The sequence below is a fragment of the Rhizobium anhuiense bv. trifolii genome, assembly GCF_024346605.1.
Classification (GTDB): Bacteria; Pseudomonadota; Alphaproteobacteria; order Rhizobiales; family Rhizobiaceae; genus Rhizobium; species Rhizobium anhuiense.
Genome location: NZ_CP098803.1, coordinates 4,048,512 through 4,071,051 on the forward strand (window position 1 = coordinate 4,048,512; position 22,540 = coordinate 4,071,051).

A 22,540-nucleotide genomic window follows, 5' to 3' on the forward strand; every position below is an offset into this window, starting at 1 on the left:
CCCTGCTCAATTCGCCGCGTCGGTGGGCTTCCGCTGGTAGACGTGGATATAGTCGACGAGCAGGATGGAAGGATTCGGCGTTTCATCGATCGGCCAACCTGAGCCGAGTGCCAGGTTCACCAGCGGATAGAACGGCATATGGAACTCCTTCGGCGTATCGAAGCTCCAGATGAGCTGGCGGTCGAGGTAGAAGCTCGTCTTGTCAGCTTGGATATCGACGCCGTAGGTGTGATATTCGCTGTTCAAAATTCCATCCTGGACGGTTTGCCAATGGCCACCGGTGGTGTTCTGGCCACCCTGGCTCTGACGCCAGATATGAAAGCCCATGCTGAATTCGTAGGGCGCGCGTCCATAATATTCCAGGACGTCGATCTCTGCGGTGTATTTCGACCGGTCGAGCCCGATGAGCCAGAAGGCCGGCCAGACGCCCTTGCCCGGCGGCAGCTTCATCCGTGCTTCGAAATAGCCGAACTGCTGCGAGAATCCTTGGCCTTTCGGGTTCACCGACGACAACAGGCCCGAACGCCAGGTTCCATCGGCCTCCTTGCGCGCTTCGATCTTCAGAATTCCCTGATCGGTGGTAAACGGAAAGCCGGGGGCCGGATCGGTGAAACGGGCGTCACCGAAATCGCCGTTCCAGGGCGTATGGGCGATCCAGCGAGAGCTTTTCTCTCCCCAGGCCGAAACGTCGAGGCTGTCGAAACTCTCCTCGAACGTCAGTTGGTAGGCATTGATATTGAGCGGCTCCTGGGCGACGCTCGGTTGGCCGGGTAACGCCCCCAGTCCGAGGATGATGAGCAAACCAAAAGCCTTAGAAGATACCTTGTAACGCATTCTGCTCCTCCGAAAACGCCAAACCAATCGTTGGACTGCACTTGTTTCGATCATGAAGTGAGAACCCCGCTTCGTCGCGGCATGAGCCTTTGGACGACGATGGTCTCGATGCCGTCGGGTCTACCGACAACCTGCCACACGAGCAGCGCGAAGGCCCAGAAGATCGCTACTGCCGCCCCGCCGCAAAGCGCCAGGCTGACGACAAGGTTGAGGCCGACAGGCATGGCGGAGAGCATCGGCGCGATCCACAGCAGGAAAGCGATCATCGGCAAGCTCGCGGCCAGAGGCCGTAAAAAGGCATACAACTGAGCGGCAAACGTCGCGCCGATCAGCCGCCGCGTGATGATGAGCGATGCGGCATAGGCGACAAGCACCGCCACGATCCGCGCACCCAATGCTCCTGCTACCTGAAAATAGACAACGCCCAGGATGGTGACCGGAACCCTGACGGCGAACTCGGCAAACATCCGGAGAGCGAGATAGCGGGTTTTGTTCAGGACCATAGCCAATGGCGGCATCATGTTCGTGGGAAGACCGAGCAGACTGACGATGCACAGCCATTGTAGAATCGGCGCCGCGGATGCCCATTTCTCGCCGACGATAATGCGTACGGACGGCTCGGCAAGAAAAGCGAGCGCGAGGAGGATGGGCGCGGCAACGAAGGTGATCGCGTTCGTCGCCTTCAGATAGGCCGCGATCAGATTGCGACTGTCATCGACGGTCGAGAATGCCGCCATCAGCGGACGCAGTAATGGCCCAACGAAGGTCTGGTATGGAATACCGGCGATGTTGTCGGCGACGCTGAAGGCGCCGAACGTCGACAAGCCGGTAAAGCGCGGCAAAAGCAGCCGGTCCAGTTGCCAGTTGATCGAACTCAGTACCTGCGAGACGGTGTTCCAGCTGATCATGTCCTGAAAGTGCTTCCACTCGGAAAGGCTGAACCTCGGCCGCATCGGCGCAAAGACATAGGAGGTGATCGCCGCGGCGGTCGGGCCTGCAACCGCGCCGATCGCCAGTCCCCAATAGCTGCCGGTCGCGACCGCCACCCCGACACCGAATAGCAGTGTCGACCCCTTGGTGATGAGATCGAGTGCGAACTCGCGTTTGAAATCGAACCGCTGCATGAACAACACCATGCGCGGGCTGATCACACTGCGCATGGCAGGCGCGATGGAGAGCACGGCGACAAGAGAGAAAATCCGGGAATCGTCATAGATCAGCGCCATCGGCCAGGAGATGATCATCATCAGCGTGCTGATGGCCACGCCTCGAAGCAGGCTGAGGGTAAGGGCCGTGGCAAACATATCGTCCGAAGGCGACGGCTGACGCATCAGCGCCTGCGTCAGCGGCAGGTCCAAAATTGTCTCGACGATGACCAGCACCGAGGTCGCGATGGCGACCAGGCCGAAATCCGCGGGGCTCAAAAGCCTTGCCAGGACAAGGAGGCTAACGAAATCGAGCATCCGCGCCAGGAATTTTCCGCTGATGGTCCAGATGCTCGCCGTCGCCGTCCTCTGAGATACGCTTGACATGGTCTGTTTATTTATTCCTCGTCGAGGGTTTGAGACGGTTTCGGTCGCGGCGGCAACGCAGGCGGCTCCGCTTCTTCCCGTCAGCCCGGCCGTCTTCTGAAGACGTCGGCGGGCCGGTCGCCATGGGTGGATAGTTGTTGCTCGATCAGGCCGGACAGACGGTCGCGGAACACGGCGGAAGAGAATTTCAGCGAGTGGGCGCGGATCGCATGCGGATCGATATCGTCCTCCACCTCTTCGAACGCCGCCATCGTTTCCAGCAGAGCTTCTGTGGTCTGCTCTGCGAAGCGAAAGCCGACCTGCGGCGAGGAAACGGTTTCCCTGGCGCCGCCGGCGTCGAACGCCAGGACCGGCCGCCCCGATGCCATGGCTTCCACCGGCAGGATGCCGAAATCTTCGGTACCCGGAAACAACAGGGCGCGGCATCGCGACAGGTGATCGCGCAGAACGTTGAAGGGCTGATGGCCGAGAAACTCGACGGTCGGTCCGGCAATCGACTTCAGATAAGCCAATTGTTCGCCCTCGCCGATCACCACCAGTTTTCGGCCGGCCTCAGTGCAGGCGCGAACGGCGATATCCGGCCGCTTGTAGGTGGTCAGCTGTCCCGCATAGAGATAGAACTCGCCTTTCCCCTTCCCCACCGCAAAATCATCGGTCGCAACGGGAGGATGGATGACGATGGATTCCCGGTCGTAGAAGCGGCGGATGCGGCTTGCGACATAATCGGAGTTGGCGACGAACAGATCGACACGCGAGGACGTCGTCACATCCCAGGCGCGCAGCATGGGCGCGGTGATCGACATCAACGCGCGGCCCACCCAGGGAAGGCCATGGCGATAGACATGGAACTGATCCCAGATATAGCGCATCGGCGAATGGCAGTAGCAGACATGGAGGGCGTCGGCGCGTGTGATGATGCCCTTGGCGGGTCCAGATTCGCTCGACAGCACGAGATCGTAATCCTGCAGGTCGAACTGCTCGAGCGCGAAGGGCATCAGCGGCAGCATCTTGGTATAATGACGCTGCGCGCCGGGGATCTTCTGCAGGAAGGACGTGCGGATGTTCCGCGTCTTCAGAAAATCGCTGATGCGATCCCGGTTGCAGACGAGGGTGAAGATGTCGGCCTGCGGAAACATGCGGCACAGTTCTTCGACGACCTTCTCGCCGCCGCGCATCGAAACGAGCCAGTAATGCACGATGGCAACCCGCAGCTGCTTGGTTTCGCTTGCGCTTCCGGCCTCCGCGACGCGTCTTTTCGCCATCACAGGCGCATCACCAAGAAATGCTCTCGCGTCAGGAAGAGAGGTTGTTGCTTTAAGGGTCAACTGAATACTCCTTGTATCGCCACACCGTCTGTCAGTTCGGGAACCACATTCGTTGAAATCAGGCTGTGATATTCGGCAAGAAGCGCGTCGCGCCATTCTTCGTGTGTCGAGGCGAGATCCGGCGACAGCCGGAAAGCCCGCTCGCTCATGGCGCGGACCTCATGCCTCGGCATCTGGCTAAATCGCGCCAAAGTCTCGGCAAAGGCGCTTTCGTCAGCCGTATCACAGGCAAGCGCCATGCCGGCTCTTTCCATTTCCTCGGCGAGAAAGGCGCTGCGCGACATGATGACCGGCAGACCGCTCCTGGCTGCTTCGATAGCGACGAGGCCGAACGGCTCGGGATAGCGCGAAGGCATCAACAGGGCACGCGCCTTGCGGATGGTCGGGCCAATCTCCGCATGCGACTGCCAGCCCAAGGCCCTGACGTGATTTCCTGACGCTGCGACCAACGGCATCAGCGGCCCGTCCCCGATCACGCAGAGCCTGACGCCGGCTCTGCGCGTGGCGGCCACAGCGTCTTCTATGCCCTTCTCCTCGTCCAGCCGCCCGATGAAGACGAACTCGTCGTTGGCCTCCGCCTCGATGCGTTTGATGGATAGGGGAGCGACGGGATTGCGGATCGTCGTCAGCCGCTCCGGCCGATAGCCGGCGCCGACGAGAAAGCTCGCCATCTTCTCGTGCAGCAGAATTATCCGGCCGAAATCGGCCTGATCCTTCAGGCGCCAGAGGATATTGGAGCCACGGGCGACCCGCCACAATTTATGCGAATAACTTCTCTTGTCGCAGGCCGTTGCGATGCAGCTTCCCCCGAGCGGACGTCGAAGGCAGATTTCCTGCGCCTGATAGTCGAAGAACGCGCCGTTGGGGCAGGCCGTGAAGAAATCGTGTGCGTGAACCACGCATCGCCTGGCGACCGGCATCAGCGCCCTGAAAATTGCCGGAGACAGGATCTGGTGCCAGCCATGCACATGATAGGCGGTGTTGGCGGTGTCCTGTGCGGCAATCCAGTTGGCGACCATACGGACGGCGGCGCCATTGTGAATGCCGGTCACGAAAGCCTTGGCACGTTCGGCGCTGAGCAGGTCGCGGCTGTTCAGCCCGACCATCGAGACCCCAAGTGCGGCAAGCTCCGCATTGGCGGCGTCATCCCCGCAAATATAGGTTACAGGGATGCTGAGCCCCCGAAAAAGCTTGGCAGACAACACCGCAAGCGCTGTTGCACCGCCTCTGGCCACCGAGTAGTCGTCGATGATGACGACGCGATCGATTTTTGTGGTGCCGGGGCGGGGAAAGCGGCCGAAGCTAGCAGCGGATCGAGGGGCCTCGGGGAGCGATGAGCCCATCACTTCACCGAAACCGCGTTGGCACAGGCCTCCAGCGCCTTGCGGTTGAGAATGCGGATCTTGCCCTGCCCGCCGTCGATGATCTTGCTTTCCCGCAGGCGCCTCAGGCATTGATTGACCTTCTCGCGGGACGCCGGCAGCGTCGCCGCCAGGTCATTTTGCGAGATGATCAGCTCGTCCCCGCTGTTTGCCGCATCTTTTCCATATACGGCGGAGAGCCGCAGCAGCGTACTGGCCAGCCTCGACTGCAGGCTCGACGCCGCATTTGCAATGATCCGGAGTTCAAGCTCTGAAATACGCGCCAGCGCCCTGGAGAAGACCTTTTCGCGAAAGCTGGGGTCGCTGGCGTACATGTCGCGCAGCAGCCGGCCTTCGAAGAAATGCAGTTCGCAGTTGGAACCGGCTCGGTATTCGAGGCTCAAGGCCTGCCTGCGCAGAACCTCGAGCTCGCCGATAAGGCCCGATTTCGGAATGATCTCGACGATGAATTCCCTGCCGTCGGGTAGCATCGTGCTTGCGCTGACCACCCCCGACTGTACGCGCGCAAACGTATCGACGAGAACGCCGGCCCCGGCGATGACCTCGCCGCGCCGGAAACGTCGGACGCTCGATCGGCAGGAAAGAAATTCGTCGTCAATGACGATGCGACTGTTGAGATGAATGCCGCCGTTAGCCGGTACCGCCGCCTTGCCGATGCCGGCTCTGCGATCTGATGCGTGTGTCAACCCGTCCATGCGCACAACTCCCAGTACTCGAATAACCATAGGCAATGCTGCACTGCATCATTTATATTGTCTTAATATGAGAGTCAAATAACATCGGCAAGAGATAACGCAAAGATAAAGTCTACATTTGGTTGAGAAGCAAAAGATACATTATCAATTGCAATCAAAATTTCGGCGAAACCACAAAACCATCGTTCAATCAATGACACATGCTTATTAAACAGTCTTGGTGAATTAAAAATCAGCAACGACCGAAATGATCATATCAAAACTGTAAATGAATCTGCGCCTATTAATCACCATGAAGTAGGTTAGATTGTCATTAGATATGAAAATAAGGCTATTGGGTGTAGTTGGAATTCACTAATGCCGGTTAGTAGCATAAAGAATTTGTTAAGGATTATGACCTTGGTAACAGACAACCAGGGTGCGGCGCAGCAAACTTTCAACGGTTCTTAATCGGAATGTTTGGAGACCACCGATGACATGGGAAGCACATAGTTTCGAGGCTTGGTCGCGTGTTGGGCGGCCGCCCGCGAAAGGCGGCGATCTCCATTCGTCCCGGCCCCGTGCAGCGGGCAGATCGTCGAAGCGCGCGATAGACCTTTTCATCGCCGTTATCGCCTTGATCCTGCTTTCCCCGCTTCTGTTGCTCGTCGCACTGATCGTGAAGATGAGCGACCGCGGCCCGGTCTTCTATTCCCATACGCGCATCGGGGTCGGCGGAGCGCCATTCGGATGCCTCAAATTTCGGACGATGAAGACCGACGCGAGTGCTCAGCTTGCCGAATTGCTGGAAAACAACCCGGCTGCGCGAAGCGAATGGGAAGCGACGCGCAAGCTGAAGGACGATCCGAGAATCACGGCCGTCGGCGAGATTCTGAGGCGGTCGAGCATCGACGAGCTTCCGCAACTGATCAATATCATGCGCGGCGAAATGAGCCTTGTCGGCCCCCGGCCGATCACCGCCGAGGAACTGCCGCGCTACGGCGAGCATATATGGGCCTACATGGCCGTCCGCCCGGGCCTGACCGGTCACTGGCAGACCAGCGGGCGCAATGATGTCAGCTACGAGTACCGGGTTTCCCTCGACGTCCAGTATCTCAACAACTGGTCGCTCGGCCGGGACTTCGTCATCATTGCCAAGACAATTCCCGCCCTGTTTTCGCAGCGTGGCTCGTACTGAGCCTTCAGGGGGAGGGCTGCCGATCATGCCTGAAATCGGAAGACACACTACTCCCCCCCCCCGTCCCCTCCAAGCTGCCAGCACCCGGTCACCCGGTGCCTGGTGACTCCGTGATATCGCCATTTTGGAATAGGACGACATGACCTCGAGCACGATCTTCAGCGGTGTTTCTCCGATATCTCTGCCTCCCGCAGCCACTGGCGGGAATTCGCCGCTGACCTTGCGGGATATGCTGTTCTTTCTCAGAATGCGCTGGCTGTGGATTGTGACGACGACGATCGCCTTCCTCGCAATCGCAGGGAGCTACCTGCTGACCGTCGAGCCGACTTTCGTTGCCAACACGCAGCTTGTGATCTTCCCCCAGGTGAGCGGCTCCGAAGCCCAGAGGGCTTTCGCGGAAGACGCATTCATAGAGGGTCAACTGGAGATTGCCAAATCCAGCGATGTCGTCAGCGGAACGGTAAGAGTCCTTGGTCTCGACACCGATCCTGACTTTGTCGATCAGACGCCTTCGCTGCAGGACAGGGCAAAGAACTGGTTGATGGGAATCTCTTCAGAACCGGACGCATCTCAGGAAACGGCAGACGCAGCCCCGAGTGAGAGACGACCGCAGACGGAAGAGGAGCGGACCCACGATCGGGCGATCGCCACTCTGCAGAGTATGATGGGAGTACGCCGGATCGGCAGTTCGACGATCATCGAGATATCGGCGGCAGCGTCCACCCCTCAGAAGGCAGTCGACATCGCCGACACGCTCGCCAGGCAGTATATCCAGAAGAATATCGCGATGAAGGCCAATGCTTCCCGGCAATATAGCGACTGGCTGGCAAAATTCGTAATCGAGCAGCAACGGGGACTGGCCGAAGCTGCCAGCGCCCTGGCCAGCTTCACCAGCAATCCGCGCGATCAATTCAAGCTTGCGGAACTGCAGAGCGCGACGGACGCTCGCCGCACCCTCTATGAAAATACCTTGAACCAGCTGACCGAAGCCAAGCAGCGCATCACCTACCCGGTGTCCGATGCGACGATCGTCTCACGAGCCACGCTGCCTCTTTCGAAGGAGAGACCACGCAGCACGCTCATCATCGCCTTTGCGGCGGCGGTTGGTCTTGGCGCCGGCCTGGCACTTGCCATGATCAGGCATGCCGGCGATCGCCGGATCGTCCGCCCCCATCAGATCGCGGAAGCCGGTGGGTTGCCCTTCGTCACTTTGCTGTCGACATCGAGGAAGAGCCGGAATGGAGACCCCGCGCGTTTCCTCGCCGCCGACACCGGCAGTAGCGACACAGCCGCCTATCCTGTTATTCCGGGCATGGCGGAATTGAGCGCGACGGTCGTCGGTCTTCGGCGCAAACGCCGGGTCGTCATCGGTATAGTCGCCGTCAATCCCGGCAGTGGCGCATCGACCATAGCATGCGAACTTGCGGTGCTGTCGTCGATATCAGGGGCGCACACGCTGCTGATCGATGCGGCCGCGCAGAAATCCTCGCTCAGCAAATCTATCGCGCCCGATAGTTCCACAGGCCTAGTCGATGTTCTCGACAATGGTGAGCTGATTCAGACGGCGGCATTGCCGCTCACCCCGACGCTGAAATTCCTTCCTCTCGGCAAGGTCGAAGCGGTGACGCCGGCCATTCGCCTGAGTTCCCGCCGCACGCAGTTGAGCTTTGCCGACCTGAAAAAGGAATTCGACGCCATATTCGTCGATATCTCCTCATTCTCCGCGTCGCCGGATGCCAATGCGATCGCGTCGGAGCTGGACGGTGTCCTCGTGGTGACCTCGCACGGGCACACTTCGATCGACGATACCATGCGCGTCATCGACACGCTGCGGAATGTCGGCGCGGAGATCCTCGGGGCGATCATCAACCATGCGCCGAAGAGAATGCAGTCATGACCTCCCCCTCGGCAGAAGCAACCAGGCAGGACGGGTCGATCGGGCCGGCGCCTGTCCCTTGCGGACCTGAAGCCATGGCGGAGCGCGCAAGCCATCCACTGCGAATGGCCGTGGGGATCGCCTCGGCGGGCCGCCCCTCGATACTGCGGGAGACGGTCGACTATCTGACCACCCTGCCGAACCAGGCGGAGCGGCTGATCGTCTGCGTGCCCGCGATCGACGATGCCGCCGGGCTCGCCGACCGCTGCGATGTGGAAGTCATCGTCGGCAGCCGCGGCCTGACCTCTCAGCGCAACCGGATCATCCAGGCTGCCGCTTTCGATATCGATGTTCTGATCTTCCTGGACGATGACTTCATTCCCGCCGCGACCTTCCTGCCCCGGATGGCGGCCGTCTTTGCGGCTAACCCCAACGTGGCGATCGCCACCGGCGAAGTCCTGGCCGACGGTGTCCTCGATGGTGGCCTCAGCATGTCAAAGGCCCTGCAGGTTCTTGATACTGCGGGCGAAGCAACCGAGCAGGTGACGGAGGTCTACAACGCCTACGGATGCAACATGGCAGTTCGCCTTTCACCCGTTCTCGAGCACGCGCTGGCCTTTGACGAACAGCTGCCGCTCTATGGCTGGCTCGAGGATGTCGATTTCAGCCGGTCCATCGCCCGCTATGGCAGGTCCGTGCATGTCGAAGGCGCCCGCGGGGTGCATCTCGGTGTCAGATCCGGGCGCCAGCCCGGGCGAAGGCTCGGCTATTCGCAGGTTGCCAATCCCGTCTATCTGATCCGGAAGGGCACGATGTCGAGGGGTCGTGCCGTCGTCCAGATCGGCCGCAACATCCTGGCGAATACGCGGGGCCTCTTGTTCAATGACCGCTTGATCGACCGCTGGGGACGTCTGAACGGAAATTTTCTGGCGCTGTCCGATCTTGTTGTCGGCCGTACCTCTCCGTCCCGCATTCTCGAGTTCGGCAATCCTTCGCCGCGCGAGATGCCGTCGCCATCGATCGCAACGAAACGGAGATAGCAGACAATGCAGCACACATCCTTGTCCGATCGCCTCGTCTCCGTCGCCCTTGCCTTGCTGGTATTCTCCTGCATGACCGGCTGGAGCGTCGCCCATGCGGAAAACTACACTCTTGTGCCGGAAGACCAGGTGAGACTGCGTGTCGTTGAATGGCGATCGTCGGATTCCCGATATGCCAGCTGGGAGGCGCTCGACGGGACCTATGCCGTCGACGATGCCGGCAATCTGTCGATCCCGATCGCCGGCCAGGTGCAGGCGATCGGGAAAACAACGCAGCAGGTCGCCGATGCGATCGCCGGCGCACTGTCCGAAAAGGCCGAACTGCCGGGAAAACCGTTCATCGCCCTGGAGATCGCCCAGCATGCGCCGATCTTCGTAACCGGAACCGTGCAGACCCCCGGGCGCTATGCTTTTGAGGCAGATATGACGGTCATGAAGGCCGTCAGCATTGCCGGCGGCTTCCTTCGGGATCGCGAGGAAAATACCGTCTTCGAGCGCGACCGGATCCAGGCTGCAGGCGCCTATCGAACGGCCATTCTCAACAGGCGCGATCTTCTGATGCGCCAGGCGCGGCTGCGTGCCGAAATTGCCGGCGAACAGAGTTTCGAGATCCCTGCCGAGCTCGTCGGAACGCCCGATGTGGACAAGCTGAAGGCGCAGGAATTGAACCTGATGCGGCTGCGCCGCGTCGATATCCAGAGCCAGATCGACGCGGCGAGCGACCTCGCGCGTCTCTACGGCCAGCAGGTCGAGTCGCTCGAAGCCAAGATCAATTCGCAGAAGCGGCAGATCGATCTTGCGCAGAAGGAACTGGATAATGTCAACAGTCTGGTGAGCAAGGGCCTGGTCAGCAATTCCCGTCAGGTCTCGGTCGACCGCTGGGCGGCGGATGCACAAGGTACGCTGATCGATCTCGAGGTCGCCCTGACCACGGCTCGCCAGGGGCTCAGCGAAGCCGATCGCTCGAAGATCAACATCGCCAACAGGCAGAACAGCGAAAACCAGGAACTGCTGAATCAGGTCAATCTCGCGATCGGCAGGGCGGCAATCGACATCCAGGTGGCCCAACTCCTCGGCGAACAGGCCGGATACAGCGCTCAACTCGCGCAGATGAACACCGACATGCCGGGTCTTGGCAGAGCACAGAAAAACTACCGGATCGTGCGTCGCAACGACGATGGGACTTATCGCAACATCGAGGCGGACGAGACGACCACCTTGCGGCCACATGATGTCGTCGAAATCGGCATCGACACCGACACCGACACCGACCTTCAGACGCCACCGCCTCCACTGCAACTGCAGTCCGCGCCGCAGCAGCAAAGCTCGGCAGTCCCGCTGTCTAATGTCGCCGGAGACAATCAGGCGGCTCCCGGCTGGATATCCCAGACGGGAGCGAATTAGGGGGCGGCTGTGATCATCGATGACAACAGGCGGCTTTCGCCTCAAGCATCGCGCCGAAAGCCGGATACCGGTTTTCGGCAAACCCGATGCCTTGGCCGTTCGTCCTCCGGATCGGGATCTGAAGCATGTCGATAGAACCGATCGGCTTCCTCATTCTGCTGCTTGGCCTGCTCACCATGGTCAACGGCGCGCGTTTTTCTATAGCGACCCTCTGCCTGTCGACGCTCTTGGGCGCCGCAGCGGCGCTCCAATTGCCGGCGCTCGGCAGCAGCAGCATCCAGCCGAGCCATCTTCTGGTGCTCTTTCTCGTTGCGGCCGCCCTGCTGCGCCCGGCTCAAACGCAGGCCATACTGACCAGCCTCGCCTATCCAGGCCCCGGCTTCTGGTTTGCCACCTACATCCTGTTTTCCGTGGCATCGTCTTTCTTCTTGCCCCGCATTTTTGCCGGCGCAACCCTCGTCTATTCCTCGGCACGAGACGCATCGGGCATGATGTCGACGGTAGCCGCGCCGCTGGCGCCGGGTTCGTCCAATCTCAGCCAGTCTGTCTATCTGCTCGGCGACCTCGCCTGCTTTGCCCTCGTTTCAGGGCTTGCAAGACTTGGATATGCCCGTTTCATCGCACAGCAGTTGATCGTGGCGTCAATCGTCTGTTTTGCCCTGGCGTTGATTGATATCGGAACCTTCCTGACCGGCCAGTCCTACCTGCTCGATGTCATCAGGAACGCAAATTATACGATGCATACGGCCGAGACGATCAGCGGCTTCAAGCGCATTGTCGGCCCCTTTCCCGAAGCAAGCATGTATGGCGCGGTCGCACTGGCCTATTTTTCCTTCACGCTCATGCTCTGGCTGGAGCGTGTTCAAAGCCGAATGGCGGGACTTGCAACGATCTTCATCGGCCCGACGATCGTCCTCTGCACGTCGACGACCGCCTATATCGCGGGCATCTTCGTCGTCTGCATGTTCGTGCTGTTCTGCCTGAAACGGCTGATCGGGGGGCCGGCTACGACGCCGCATGTCACACTCCTGGTGATCACGCTGTTCTTGATCCCCTGCGCCATCGTCGCACTCAGCCTTGTCCCCGACGCGTGGGATTCCATCGCCGGCCTTGTGAACACGACCTTATCGGACAAGCTCCAATCGCAATCCGGCGAAGAGCGGACCGCCTGGAATACGCTGGCATTGATCGCATTCGTCGACACCGCTACCTTCGGCGCCGGGCTCGGCACGGTTCGAGCTTCGAGTTTTATCGCAGCCCTGCTCTCTAATGTCGGTTTGACCGGCACTCTGCTCTTCGCCACCTTCCTGTACAGCCTTGTGAGGGCGTCCGGCCGCCACATATCAGGCGATCGGAAAACGCACGCGATCGGAAACGCCGCAATTATGGCATCGATAGCCCAGGTCGCCTCGGCATCGATATCAGGAAGCGGTACCGATCTCGGCTTGCTGTTCAGCACCACGGCGGGCCTGGCGGCCGGTTGCCTGGCGACAACCAATATCTCGCCACGACAGGCGACCCGATCGCTTGCCAACCGGACCCCACTGGAGACATCGACATCTCAGATGAGAGCGCCGATGTTTTCAACGCGATGACGCCCGCCTTGCAGTTTCGCCATGGCGCGAGATGGTCTCGTCGAGCCATCGGCATGCCCGCGCCGGTTCGGAATCGGCCGGCCGCGCCGCATCTTTCAAACATTGCCGGTAATAGCAATTCGTCGGCCGAACGCGATCGCGCAAAACCGTCCCCAGAAGGCTATTCTGCGGATTCTATGTCAAAATCAGCTCTGCTGGCGCTCTCTGGTGGCCGCGACGTTATCTGCGACGGAATTGTTTTGCCGCTGCCTGGCACTACGCCGCACAAACCCCGAAACGAACACGCCTGCCAAGTAGCCAACTTCCATGAGTGCGAGGATGGCAATGGCAGAGAGGATGGCCGCGATCATGGAGGAGCCGTCGCTGAAAACCACGCTGCCGAAGCCGATTGCCACGAGGAAGGCGAAAATTGCGAAAGCCCAGGCACGGATGGAAGCTCCGGCAGCTATCGATATCACCGCTGCCACGACTGCGGTGATCAGCATGACAATTCCCCTTCCCTCTGCTTTCCGACAAGGGTCCCGGTACCGACCGTCGTACCGCGAAACACGATGTCGAAACACAGCCTTTTTACAGGCAAGGCACTCTTCATGGCGAATATCTCAACAATGAAACACATAAAAACCGCCGGCGGCCAGACACCCGTTCAGCTCTGCGGCGCTGAGCACCGGCTATATATACCGAACAGGGCCTTCATATGACAGACCCGTCGGCTCAATTCTCAATCGTTCCCTCGACGGGCAAGTCAATGCCGATTCATTCGTATTGCGCACAATCGGAAGGGTGATGACATGAACAATCAGTGCGTCGTCTACGTCACGGATGTCGAGTATTCATTTCCGACCATTCTCTCCGCACTTCAGGCTCGCAAATTTGCAAGCCCCGCGACAGATGTCTGCGTCCTCATGTCGGAACATCTCGATAATTTCGAAGAGCTGAAAGCCCTGCTGGCAACGAGCCGGGTCGACTTGATCGATGCGACCGACGCGCTGCGGGATTCGCTCGGCAAGCTCGACAGTTCGCATTTCCAGGGACGCATCAGCGTCAGCACCATGGCCAAGCTGGTCCTTTGCGAGATCCTGCCTGCCAACTATACCCAGATCATCTATCTCGATGGAGATACCCAGATCGTCAGCGATCTCAGTCGGCTCGAAAATGCCACTGTGCCCGAGGGCAGGTTTTTCGCGGCGCGCGATTACACCGCGATCCATGACTTCCTCGACACTGGAAAGAGCAGCTACTATTTCAACGCAGGGGTGCTGAAATTCCACCGCAACGGTTGGATCGGGCAGGAGGCGCTTGAGCTTTTTGCTAAAAACCCCGAGGCCTGCGAGGGCAAACATGATCAAGGCGCATTGAATTATGTCTGCGGTTCATCGCTTATACTCGTATCGAACCGCTGGAACTTCCCCAAACAGTTCCTTCATCTGGTAAACATGTCCTCCCTGTCGATCGTCCATTACATGGCGCATCCGAAGCCGTGGCATGGCACCTTCTTTCCATGGACCGACAAGGAAAGCCAAGTCTACGTCGACCTGCGCAAAGCACATCCGATTTACAACGCGCTGTATCGCGGAATAAGCTTCGACCGTAAGATGCTGTATAAATACCGATCGATACGAGCGCGCATCGAACACGCAATCGAGAAAAACGGACCCCATCCGCGCGTCCAGAGCCTGCTGGTCGGCGGCGACTACGCCGTATGATGATGTGTTGTTGGTCAGACCTGAGGATTGTCCGCGTGACGGATGTCGGGATTGCCGGTCGAGCCGTGGATTGCAGGCGGATGCGCAAGTATTCATCCATTCACCCAGAATGGATAGTGTTCAGGACAGAATATGAGTTATAGGGCTTCCGCCGCCAGTATCTCGCATTACCTAAAAGCTCGCCTGCGCCGGACGCTCAAGGCTCGGCAGGTTCGCTACGACCTGCTGCGCGACGGGCTCAAGCAGGCGCGTCATGTCGTCATCTGCGTCATCCGCGACGAGGGACATCGGCTGGCATTCTTCCTGCAGTATTATCGCGATCTCGGCTTCGAGCACTTCATCTGCATCGACAACGGCTCGTCCGACGGTACGGCCGAGTTGCTGTCCAGCTTCGACGATGTGTCCCTTCTTTCGGCTCATGGCTCCTACAAGGCGGCGAGATTCGGAAACGACTGGATCAACGAAGTAATCAACCGCCACTGCCGGGAGAAATGGGTCCTCTATGTCGATGCGGACGAGTTTCTGGTCTATCCGCATTGCGACACACGACCGATCGATCAATTGACCACCTATATCGAATCCATGGGCGGCCACTCGCTCCGCTCGGTCATGATCGACATGTACAGCCCGCATCCCGTTCTCGAAAACATATGCGAACCCGGTCGCAACCCGCTCGAGGTCTGCAATCTCTTCGACCGATCCGGCTATGTCGCACATTTCGACAAACGCAACGGGACGATATGGATCAAGGGCGGCGTCCGCGGGCGCGTCTATTTCCACGACCGGCTCTGGGACGGCCCCGCGCTCAATAAGATACCACTCGTCTATATCAAGGGTGAACGTCTGTTTCTGAAATCATCGCACCAGGTCTGGCCGCTCTCCCTAAATCTGGGCGACATGCGCGGAGCGCTCGGCGTATCCGGCGCTCTTCTGCATTTCAAGTTCCTGTCGACCTTCGTGCACAAGGTTGCCGATGCGGCGCACCTGTCCCAACATACGGAAGAATATACCGTATACTCTTCGAGCAAGGACATGGATGACTTCGTCTGTGAGGATACGGGCACCTACAGAAGCTGGAAGGACCTGTCCGATCACGGGCTGATCCAGGGTGAAGGCTGGCAATACTGGAGACATGCTTGCGAGAGCGAAGTCTAGAGCAATTCCAGCAAAAGTGCGTAGCGGTTTTCCGTCCGGAATTGCGTGAAAACAAAGAGATAGAGCATTTCCATGATTCGGAGAAAAACGGAAATGCTCTAAAGCAGGCCACGCAAAATCCGCAGCGGTTTGCGATAATGTGCATGAAGGCAAACCGCCAGGCTGATCTTTCGGCCCTGCTTGCTCCGATTTATCAACGCCCACCGCATCAAACACAGAACCCGCCGGTGGCGGGTTCTGTCGAGGCTTTCTGCTGCTCCGTTTTTTGTTTATCGCGGCGGTGCCTCAAGCGAGAGACACTGCCCCCTCGGCATAAGCCTCAAGCGCCTTCCGATTGAGAATGCGGATTTTGCCCTGTGTCCCGTCAACCACCTTGCTCTCGCGCAAACGGCGCAGACATTGGTTGACCTTCTCACGCGACGCCGGCAGCGTCGCGGCCAGGTGGTGTTGGGAGATAATGAGCTCGTTGCCGCTATTCTGCGTATCGACGTTGTACAAGGCACAAAGACGCAGCAGCGTCCGGGCCAGCCTCTGCCTTAAACTCGACCCGGCGTTGGAAATAATCCGCAGTTCGAGTTCTGAAACACGCGCCAGTGCCTTCGACAGGATCTTCACCTGAAATTGCGGATCATTCGCACACCAGTCCCGCAGCAAACGGCCGTCGAAGTAATGCAGTTCGCAGTCCGCCGTGGCCCGATATTCCAGGCTGAGAGACTGTTTGCGCAACACCTCCAATTCGCCGATCAAGCCGCCTTTCGGAATGATTTCCACGATGAACTCGCGTCCATCGGCAAGCGGGGTGCTTGCACTCACCATTCCGCGCTGCACGCGGGCAAACATGTCGATGACGACACCGGCGCCGGCAATAACCTCACCGCGACGAAATTTTCGAACACTCGAGCGGCAAAACGGAAACTCGTGATCCAAATCCGGCCGGCCGCCGTAAACAATACCTACAGGACCGCAAGTAACCGTTTCGCTTATTCGCGCCGCGCCTCCTTCAATCCTGCTGTCTTTGATGCTAATCGCACCGTCCATACGCGCAACTCCAAGCAGACTAATTGATTTATTGTCGTCACCGACATTCGTAATGCGTTAAGTTAGAAAGTCAAATAATAATAATATAAAATTTACATTCTAAAACTATACATAATTCTGACGAATCCTCACATTTATATATCATAAAATCCATATTTAATTCTGTCAAAAGCACACTTTTGAAGCTGTTGGATAATTTTTATACAATTCGAAACAATTGTGCGCCGTTAGAATAGGCCAACAATATAATAATAATATTTTTACCTGGAATAAATATTTCCAACATCACAGATGTATATTTTTCTAAAAAAATACTTCTTCAACTATTCACAAGAAATTCTTCACATGATAAAGAATTTATCCACGGTTATGACTTCGGTCACAGACACCAAACTTGCACTCAAACAAGCTTTTGACTGTGATTTCTGGGATTCGCCTAACGGAGACGCGGATGGCGGGAAAAAATCATGGGCGCAACCCAACCGAACCTTGGCGGGATTTCGCCAGGGCGCGGCAGGAAAGGCGTCCATTCAATTCGTCACAATCCCATACGATCAGCAGACTTCTGAAACGCGCATTCGACATCATCATTGCGACAGGTCTCTTATTCCTTTTGTCACCGTTTCTTCTGTCCGTAGCAGCCATCATAACGCTAAGTGATTGGGGACCCATTTTCAATTCCCATCCGCGGATCGGTTATAAGGGAAAAGAGTTTGGCTGCCTCAAGTTTCGCACGACACGCGCCGACGCAACGGCCAAGGCACATGTCACTGTCGTCGGCGCTATCGTCAGACGATCGAGCCTCGACAAGCTCCCGCAATTGATCAACGTGTTGCTGGGTCAAATGAGCCTCGTCGGGCCCCACGCCATTACCAAGGAAGAGCTGCCGCGTTACGGCGAACATGCCTCTGCCTATATGGCCGTCCGTCCCGGCTTGATCGGCCACTGGCAGATCAACGGACGCAACGACGCCAGCCATCAGAACAGAGTTTCCCTCGACGTCGAGTATTTGTCCAAATGGACGCTCGCGCTGGATTTCGTGATCATCGCAAAAACACTCTCGGCCCTGCTTTCCCGGCACGCCTTACTGCCCAGGGTGGACTCCTAAGCAATTCCAGCAAAAGTGCTCAGCGGGTTTGCGTCCATAGCACAGCCGAGCTTCCTGCCGCATCGGTCATGTCACCATCCATGAGGACGCTTGCCGGTCGCATGGGAGCGGTCAGCGATGGAGGTCTTTTTCCGGCGCTTCTGAATATGCCCCCCCAACGAGAAAGCGAAGAGACCCGCCAGATAGCATATCTCCATCAATACAAGCACTTGGAGGCCGGAAGCGATTGCCTCCGTCAAGGAAGAACCTTTCAGCAGGATCACAACGCTCAAAGCCGCGACCAGCAGAAATGCAAAGAATGCGAAGGCCCAGGCGCGAATGGTCGCTCCGGCGGCGAAGGAGACGGCAATCACGATGAGCGTGCTCTTCAGCATTATTCTGCTCCTCTCTTCACCTTCTTCAAGCCACCGTCAGCCCCTCAATGACATGACAAAACCCAAAGTCGAAACGAAGTTCGATCAAAGTATTTTATCTATTGCCGTTAAAATATTGCTAATAGCCGCCCAACAGATCGATTGAACAACACTGGAGAATATTCAACTATTCATCCAGAAGGGCCGATCACTCCCCAAAAAACCAAGAAACCATCGGATACGACAGCTGGAAAAGTTGGGCATTTGGAGGATTAATACAGTCATAGATCTAGCCACGACGTTACCTTGTCCAACCGAAAAGATCAGTCTGAACATAGGCTTACGCATGAGCGGATATGCGCACCAAATCCGGGCCGCGCTTATCGGTGTAGGTACGTCGATATGGCAGTGATCGTGCAGCAAGCCTGCTGCAAACCAGGCCCTTGCAAACGGCCCGGATTTTCGTCTGTGGCGCTCAGCCAGCATCAAAGAAACAGGGCTCGCGGTGATGGCGAGCCCTATTGAGTTGTTTTCTGGATTGAGCCTGTTCCGGAATTGCCCGCCTCCAAGCCGGCATCCAGAACTCTATTTCGAGACCGCCCCGGCCAGTTGTCGTTTCGTGCCGCGCTGAAGCCTGAGATTTTCAAGCCAGGTTACTTGTTTCCTCAATTTCAACGCCGGCTTTTCGATGAATCTCCACGAGAAAGCGGCAAAGCAGGTGGCAATAATGCTGCAGACGATGCCGTTCAGCCACCAGTTATGCGCCCAAGGCCCGAGCGCGACGAAGGCCTGCTGGATCGGGTAGCCGTAGAGGAAGACGCCATAGGAATAGTCGGCCCCGCGCAGAACACCAAGCTTTCGGGGCGAGGTCAGACCGAGGAAAACCGTGACATATCCGATTGCCGGGATGGCAATGAAGTCTCCGAAAGAGGTGAACCAGTAGGCCCAGAGGATGACTGCCACTGAGGCGAGGAAAATCCGGATATCCCAGCGAACCCTGTCCTTGTAGAGATAGAAGGTCACCCCCACCAGAAATGCACAAATAAGCAGATTGCCCGATGCGGTCGTGGGCATGGTGGCCCAGTCGCTTTCATGCTTCCAATATCTTGCGATACCAAAGGCTATGATCAAGGCCGGCGTTGCGATCAGGGCGATCACGCGCCGCCTGACCACGCCGAGCAGAAACAGGGCGGCGATCGCAGCATAGCACTCAAGCTCGAAGGGCACCGTCCAGAGTTGCCCGTTCACCATCGCAGCATCAGGATTGTCCAGGAATACGCCGGGAAGATTGAAGTGAATGTGCCCGGTGACGTTCAGCAGATAAGTAAAGAACTGAGGATCGGTGAAATAGTCACGCAGGTCATACTCCGTATAGATCGCTCCGAGTATAAAGGCAGCCAGCAACACTTCTACCGCAAGAGCAGGGTAGATCCGGATAAACCGATTCCCGAGAAAGGAGATCAATGTCTTCGATCGTTCAAGACTGCCAGCCACCAGGAACCCGCTCAGGACAAAGAACATGGGCAGCACTGACTTGATGACAGGACGGAAGGGTGACTCCCAAAGAAAGAGGTCATCGCCGTACGTGACGCGGGCCGTATGTATCCAAAGCACTGAAAAGGCTAACAGTAATCGCATATAATCGAATCCTGTCGGTCGCCCGTTCGCTAGATCAAGCTTTTCGCCGAGAAACATCTGTGCCCCTTTCAGAAGTATTGACTCGATTTGGAATGGCAAGCCGTTGCCGCAGGAGCGGCGGCGGCATCATTGCCGGATCGGGGCGGCGTGTCAGTGACCACAGCTACATCAAGTAAAAATTGAACGAGAGAGCACCGCTCTCCCGAAGATACGTATCCGACCGCCAATCCAATGGCCCCGCGCTTCCCGGGGCGCCATGCGACGGTCGGAGTTGGGATCCAGGCGATCGGGCAGCAGATTGGATGAGGAGACTATGAAATTTCTAGCCACCCTGTTCTGTATTGTTCTCGCCCTGATCGGATTGGGGCTGATAGGAGGCGGCGCCTTGCTGCTCAGCCTCGGCGGCTCGCCCTATTATGCGATCGTCGGGCTTGCCTATCTGGTTGCCGCGTTTCTGCTCTGGCGCCGCAAGACCTCAGGCGGCCTCATCGTCCTGCTTGTCGCCATCTTCAGTTTTCCCTGGGCGCTATGGGAATCGGGTCTCAATTTTTGGGCACTTTTTGCGCGCTTGATGTCTCCGATCGCGCTGGCGGGTTTTGCGCTTCTCTTTGCGCCATCGCTCTCGCCGACCGCCAACCGGAAGCTCTACCATGGCGGCGCCCTGGTCACGGCGATCCTGTTCGTTGCCGGTTTTAGCCTTGCTTTCACGCCGCATGGCGTCATCCGCCCTTCCGCCGGCATCACCGCCTACAAGGCGACCAAGGGCGACAATTCTCCCTCCGATTGGACCTCCTATGGCCGCACCACGGCGGGAGATCGTTACTCGCCCTTCGATCAGATCAACCGCGGCAATGTCTCCAAACTCGATCTTGCCTGGACATACCGCACCGGAAAGAGCGATGGCGCCGATCAGAACACGCCTCTGCAGATCGGCGACACGGTCTACACCTGCACGCCGACGGATGTGATCGCAGCGCTCGATGCCGATACCGGCAAGCCGCGCTGGATCTTCGATCCCAAGGCGACGGCGCCTTACTGGCAGCGCTGCCGTGGTCTCGGTTACTATAAGATGCCGCAGGACGCGCAATCCGCCGACGGTCTTTGCAACGAGCGCCTGGTGCAGACAACGATTGATGCCCGTCTGCTGGAGATCGACAGCAAGACCGGCGCCCCCTGCAGGGGCTTCGGAGACAATGGCACCGTGCAGCTCTCCCAGGGCATGGGCGAAGTCAAGACAGGCTATTACTTCCAGACATCGGCGCCGCTGATTGCCCGCAATCTGATCGTCGTCGGGGGCTGGGTCACCGACAATCAGGAGGTCGGCGAACCCTCGGGCGTCATCCGCGCATTCAACGTGGTCACCGGCGAGCTCGAATGGGCATGGGATCTCGGCAATCCTGAGGTCACCAAACTCCCACCGGAGGGCCAGACCTATACGCGGGCCACACCCAATATGTGGACGACGGCCGCATTCGACGACAAGCTCGGTCTCATCTATGCGCCGCTCGGCAATACCACCCCGGATTATTACGGCGTCAATCGTCCGGCCTTCGCCGACCAATACAACGCGACATTGGTGGCGCTCGATGTGACGACCGGGCGGGAGAAATGGAAGTTTCAGACCGTGCATCACGACATCTGGGACTATGACCTGCCGGCTCAACCGGTCCTGATCGATCTGCCTGACGGCAATGGCGCCACCGTGCCCGCTCTCCTGCAGACCACCAAACGTGGGCAGCTTTTCCTGCTCAACCGTCAGACCGGCCTGCCCCTTGCCGAAGTCCAGGAGAAGCCGGTGCCGCAGCAAGGCGGCGCACCGGAAGAGAAACTGTCTCCGACGCAGCCCTATTCCGTCGGCATGCCGACCATTGGCGCGGAACGCGTGAGCGAGCAGACGGCTTGGGGCCTGACGATGTTCGATCAGCTGGCATGCCGCATCGCCTTCCGAAAGATGCGCTACGACGGCGATTTCACCCCGATCGGCACCCAATATGCGATCCAGCAGCCGGGAAATCTGGGTGGCCTTAATTGGGGAAGCGTATCGGTCGATCTGCCCAACAACCGAGTCTTCATGAACGATATCCGCGTACCGAGCCTCTTCGCGCTCATCCCGCGCGCGGAGTATGTCGATTTTGCCCTCACCACGACCGCGCACGGCCCCTCCGCCCCGCAGCGCGGTACGCCCTATGGCATGGCCACCGAAATGTGGACCTCGAGGCTCCGCGTTCCCTGCACGCAGCCGCCCTTCGGCACCGTCACGGCGGTGGATCTGAGTACCCGCAAGATCGCCTGGCAGGTTCCGGCGGGGACCGCCGAAGAACTCGGGCCGTTCAAGATCAAAACCCGTTTGCCTATGCCGATGGGCTTGCCGAGCTATGCCGGCACTTCAGTGACCGCCGGCGGTGTCGTTTTCTTCGCCGGCTTCCAGGACTACTATATCCGCGCCTATGATGCCGAGAACGGTACCGAGCTTTGGAAATATCCCCTGCCGGTCGGCTCGAGCGCGACGCCCATGACCTACGTCTCGCCGAAAACAGGCAAGCAATATGTCCTGATATCGGTCGGCGGCGCACCATATTCGAAGGACGCCGGCGACTACGTCTTTGCCTTTTCGCTGAAAAACGGAGATTAGCCTGGCCACCGGCCGCTTCTCAGCAAAGGCAAACGGGATTTGGCGACGCT

General features: G+C 58.3%; 18 protein-coding genes. 9 read left to right on the forward strand and 9 right to left on the reverse strand.

Annotation, left to right across the window (positions count from 1 at the left end):
* Nucleotides 1-6 precede the first annotated feature (6 nt).
* The 5 genes from NE851_RS28645 to NE851_RS28665 form a co-directional block, all read right to left on the reverse strand.
* Nucleotides 7-834: a glycoside hydrolase family 16 protein gene (locus NE851_RS28645; RefSeq protein ID WP_097544930.1), complete on the reverse strand. Its 828-nt coding sequence runs from the start codon at nucleotides 832-834 to the stop codon at nucleotides 7-9.
* Between the two features lie 50 nt (nucleotides 835-884).
* A complete protein-coding gene (locus tag NE851_RS28650; RefSeq protein ID WP_254959509.1) occupies nucleotides 885-2,366 on the reverse strand; it encodes a lipopolysaccharide biosynthesis protein in 1,482 nt (493 codons plus the stop codon).
* 80 nt (nucleotides 2,367-2,446) lie between these two features.
* The gene (locus tag NE851_RS28655; RefSeq protein ID WP_063474362.1) at nucleotides 2,447-3,691 is read right to left on the reverse strand and encodes a glycosyltransferase family 4 protein; all 1,245 of its coding nucleotides are present in this window, start codon (nucleotides 3,689-3,691) and stop codon (nucleotides 2,447-2,449) included.
* Nucleotides 3,688-5,037, reverse strand: coding sequence for a glycosyltransferase family 4 protein (locus tag NE851_RS28660; RefSeq protein ID WP_254959510.1), 1,350 nt, complete (start codon nucleotides 5,035-5,037; stop codon nucleotides 3,688-3,690). Before NE851_RS28660 ends, NE851_RS28655 begins: the two co-directional genes overlap by 4 nt.
* Nucleotides 5,034-5,768, reverse strand: coding sequence for a Crp/Fnr family transcriptional regulator (locus NE851_RS28665; protein WP_025570037.1), 735 nt, complete (start codon nucleotides 5,766-5,768; stop codon nucleotides 5,034-5,036). The genes NE851_RS28660 and NE851_RS28665 overlap by 4 nt, the downstream gene beginning before the upstream one ends.
* A gap of 472 nt (nucleotides 5,769-6,240) precedes the next feature.
* On the opposite strand from NE851_RS28665, the gene NE851_RS28670 reads away from it, so the two are divergent.
* The 5 genes from NE851_RS28670 to NE851_RS28690 all read left to right on the forward strand — a co-directional run bounded on the left by NE851_RS28670 (nucleotide 6,241) and on the right by NE851_RS28690 (nucleotide 12,860).
* Nucleotides 6,241-6,945 carry a sugar transferase gene (locus tag NE851_RS28670; protein WP_028756174.1) on the forward strand — a complete coding sequence of 235 codons (705 nt, stop codon included), beginning with the start codon at nucleotides 6,241-6,243 and terminating at the stop codon, nucleotides 6,943-6,945.
* Nucleotides 6,946-7,084: 139 nt separating this feature from the next.
* Complete coding sequence (locus tag NE851_RS28675; RefSeq protein WP_047618564.1) at nucleotides 7,085-8,842, forward strand: GumC family protein; 1,758 nt, start codon at nucleotides 7,085-7,087, stop codon at nucleotides 8,840-8,842.
* Complete coding sequence (locus NE851_RS28680) at nucleotides 8,839-9,861, forward strand: glycosyltransferase family 2 protein (protein WP_174824504.1); 1,023 nt, start codon at nucleotides 8,839-8,841, stop codon at nucleotides 9,859-9,861. Before NE851_RS28675 ends, NE851_RS28680 begins: the two co-directional genes overlap by 4 nt.
* A 6-nt stretch (nucleotides 9,862-9,867) precedes the next feature.
* Nucleotides 9,868-11,265 carry a polysaccharide biosynthesis/export family protein gene (locus NE851_RS28685; protein WP_097595694.1) on the forward strand — a complete coding sequence of 466 codons (1,398 nt, stop codon included), beginning with the start codon at nucleotides 9,868-9,870 and terminating at the stop codon, nucleotides 11,263-11,265.
* A 125-nt stretch (nucleotides 11,266-11,390) separates the two neighbouring features.
* Entirely contained in the window at nucleotides 11,391-12,860 is a 1,470-nt protein-coding gene (locus NE851_RS28690; protein ID WP_127431342.1) for a hypothetical protein, read from the forward strand.
* A gap of 185 nt (nucleotides 12,861-13,045) precedes the next feature.
* On the opposite strand, the gene NE851_RS28695 is transcribed toward NE851_RS28690, so the two are convergent.
* Nucleotides 13,046-13,345: a hypothetical protein gene (locus tag NE851_RS28695; protein ID WP_047618555.1), complete on the reverse strand. Its 300-nt coding sequence runs from the start codon at nucleotides 13,343-13,345 to the stop codon at nucleotides 13,046-13,048.
* A gap of 306 nt (nucleotides 13,346-13,651) precedes the next feature.
* Here NE851_RS28695 and NE851_RS28700 point away from each other — a divergent pair, with 306 nt between their 5' ends.
* Together NE851_RS28700 and NE851_RS28705 are read left to right on the forward strand one after the other, a co-directional pair.
* The gene (locus NE851_RS28700) at nucleotides 13,652-14,566 is read left to right on the forward strand and encodes a glycosyltransferase family 8 protein (RefSeq protein ID WP_097544937.1); all 915 of its coding nucleotides are present in this window, start codon (nucleotides 13,652-13,654) and stop codon (nucleotides 14,564-14,566) included.
* Between the two features lie 132 nt (nucleotides 14,567-14,698).
* Nucleotides 14,699-15,721: a glycosyltransferase family 2 protein gene (locus tag NE851_RS28705; RefSeq protein ID WP_025570051.1), complete on the forward strand. Its 1,023-nt coding sequence runs from the start codon at nucleotides 14,699-14,701 to the stop codon at nucleotides 15,719-15,721.
* A gap of 285 nt (nucleotides 15,722-16,006) precedes the next feature.
* Here the strand turns inward: NE851_RS28705 and NE851_RS28710 are convergent, their stop codons facing one another.
* Nucleotides 16,007-16,759, reverse strand: coding sequence for a Crp/Fnr family transcriptional regulator (locus NE851_RS28710; RefSeq protein WP_028756167.1), 753 nt, complete (start codon nucleotides 16,757-16,759; stop codon nucleotides 16,007-16,009).
* Nucleotides 16,760-17,210: 451 nt separating this feature from the next.
* On the opposite strand from NE851_RS28710, the gene NE851_RS28715 reads away from it, so the two are divergent.
* Entirely contained in the window at nucleotides 17,211-17,867 is a 657-nt protein-coding gene (locus NE851_RS28715; protein ID WP_028756341.1) for a sugar transferase, read from the forward strand.
* Nucleotides 17,868-17,938: 71 nt separating this feature from the next.
* Here NE851_RS28715 and NE851_RS28720 read toward each other — a convergent pair whose 3' ends face one another.
* Both NE851_RS28720 and NE851_RS28725 read right to left on the reverse strand, forming a co-directional pair.
* On the reverse strand, nucleotides 17,939-18,241 hold the full coding sequence (locus NE851_RS28720) for a hypothetical protein (RefSeq protein WP_028756340.1): 303 nt from the start codon (nucleotides 18,239-18,241) through the stop codon (nucleotides 17,939-17,941).
* 564 nt (nucleotides 18,242-18,805) lie between these two features.
* Nucleotides 18,806-19,915, reverse strand: coding sequence for an acyltransferase family protein (locus tag NE851_RS28725; protein WP_025570058.1), 1,110 nt, complete (start codon nucleotides 19,913-19,915; stop codon nucleotides 18,806-18,808).
* Nucleotides 19,916-20,171: 256 nt separating this feature from the next.
* On the opposite strand from NE851_RS28725, the gene NE851_RS28730 reads away from it, so the two are divergent.
* Nucleotides 20,172-22,490 carry a membrane-bound PQQ-dependent dehydrogenase, glucose/quinate/shikimate family gene (locus NE851_RS28730; RefSeq protein WP_127431341.1) on the forward strand — a complete coding sequence of 773 codons (2,319 nt, stop codon included), beginning with the start codon at nucleotides 20,172-20,174 and terminating at the stop codon, nucleotides 22,488-22,490.
* Nucleotides 22,491-22,540 lie beyond the last annotated feature (50 nt).

Excerpts from the sequence above, each read along its gene's own strand:
- NE851_RS28645 (WP_097544930.1), bottom strand. The coding sequence starts at position 834 with ATGCGTTACAAGGTATCTTCTAAGGCTTTTGGTTTGCTCATCATCCTC.
- NE851_RS28650 (WP_254959509.1), bottom strand. The coding sequence starts at position 2,366 with ATGTCAAGCGTATCTCAGAGGACGGCGACGGCGAGCATCTGGACCATC.
- NE851_RS28665 (WP_025570037.1), bottom strand. The coding sequence starts at position 5,768 with ATGGACGGGTTGACACACGCATCAGATCGCAGAGCCGGCATCGGCAAG.
- NE851_RS28670 (WP_028756174.1), top strand. The coding sequence starts at position 6,241 with ATGACATGGGAAGCACATAGTTTCGAGGCTTGGTCGCGTGTTGGGCGG.
- NE851_RS28675 (WP_047618564.1), top strand. The coding sequence starts at position 7,085 with ATGACCTCGAGCACGATCTTCAGCGGTGTTTCTCCGATATCTCTGCCT.
- NE851_RS28680 (WP_174824504.1), top strand. The coding sequence starts at position 8,839 with ATGACCTCCCCCTCGGCAGAAGCAACCAGGCAGGACGGGTCGATCGGG.
- NE851_RS28685 (WP_097595694.1), top strand. The coding sequence starts at position 9,868 with ATGCAGCACACATCCTTGTCCGATCGCCTCGTCTCCGTCGCCCTTGCC.
- NE851_RS28690 (WP_127431342.1), top strand. The coding sequence starts at position 11,391 with ATGTCGATAGAACCGATCGGCTTCCTCATTCTGCTGCTTGGCCTGCTC.
- NE851_RS28695 (WP_047618555.1), bottom strand. The coding sequence starts at position 13,345 with ATGCTGATCACCGCAGTCGTGGCAGCGGTGATATCGATAGCTGCCGGA.
- NE851_RS28700 (WP_097544937.1), top strand. The coding sequence starts at position 13,652 with ATGAACAATCAGTGCGTCGTCTACGTCACGGATGTCGAGTATTCATTT.
- NE851_RS28705 (WP_025570051.1), top strand. The coding sequence starts at position 14,699 with ATGAGTTATAGGGCTTCCGCCGCCAGTATCTCGCATTACCTAAAAGCT.
- NE851_RS28710 (WP_028756167.1), bottom strand. The coding sequence starts at position 16,759 with ATGGACGGTGCGATTAGCATCAAAGACAGCAGGATTGAAGGAGGCGCG.
- NE851_RS28715 (WP_028756341.1), top strand. The coding sequence starts at position 17,211 with ATGGCGGGAAAAAATCATGGGCGCAACCCAACCGAACCTTGGCGGGAT.
- NE851_RS28720 (WP_028756340.1), bottom strand. The coding sequence starts at position 18,241 with ATGCTGAAGAGCACGCTCATCGTGATTGCCGTCTCCTTCGCCGCCGGA.
- NE851_RS28725 (WP_025570058.1), bottom strand. The coding sequence starts at position 19,915 with ATGTTTCTCGGCGAAAAGCTTGATCTAGCGAACGGGCGACCGACAGGA.
- NE851_RS28730 (WP_127431341.1), top strand. The coding sequence starts at position 20,172 with ATGAAATTTCTAGCCACCCTGTTCTGTATTGTTCTCGCCCTGATCGGA.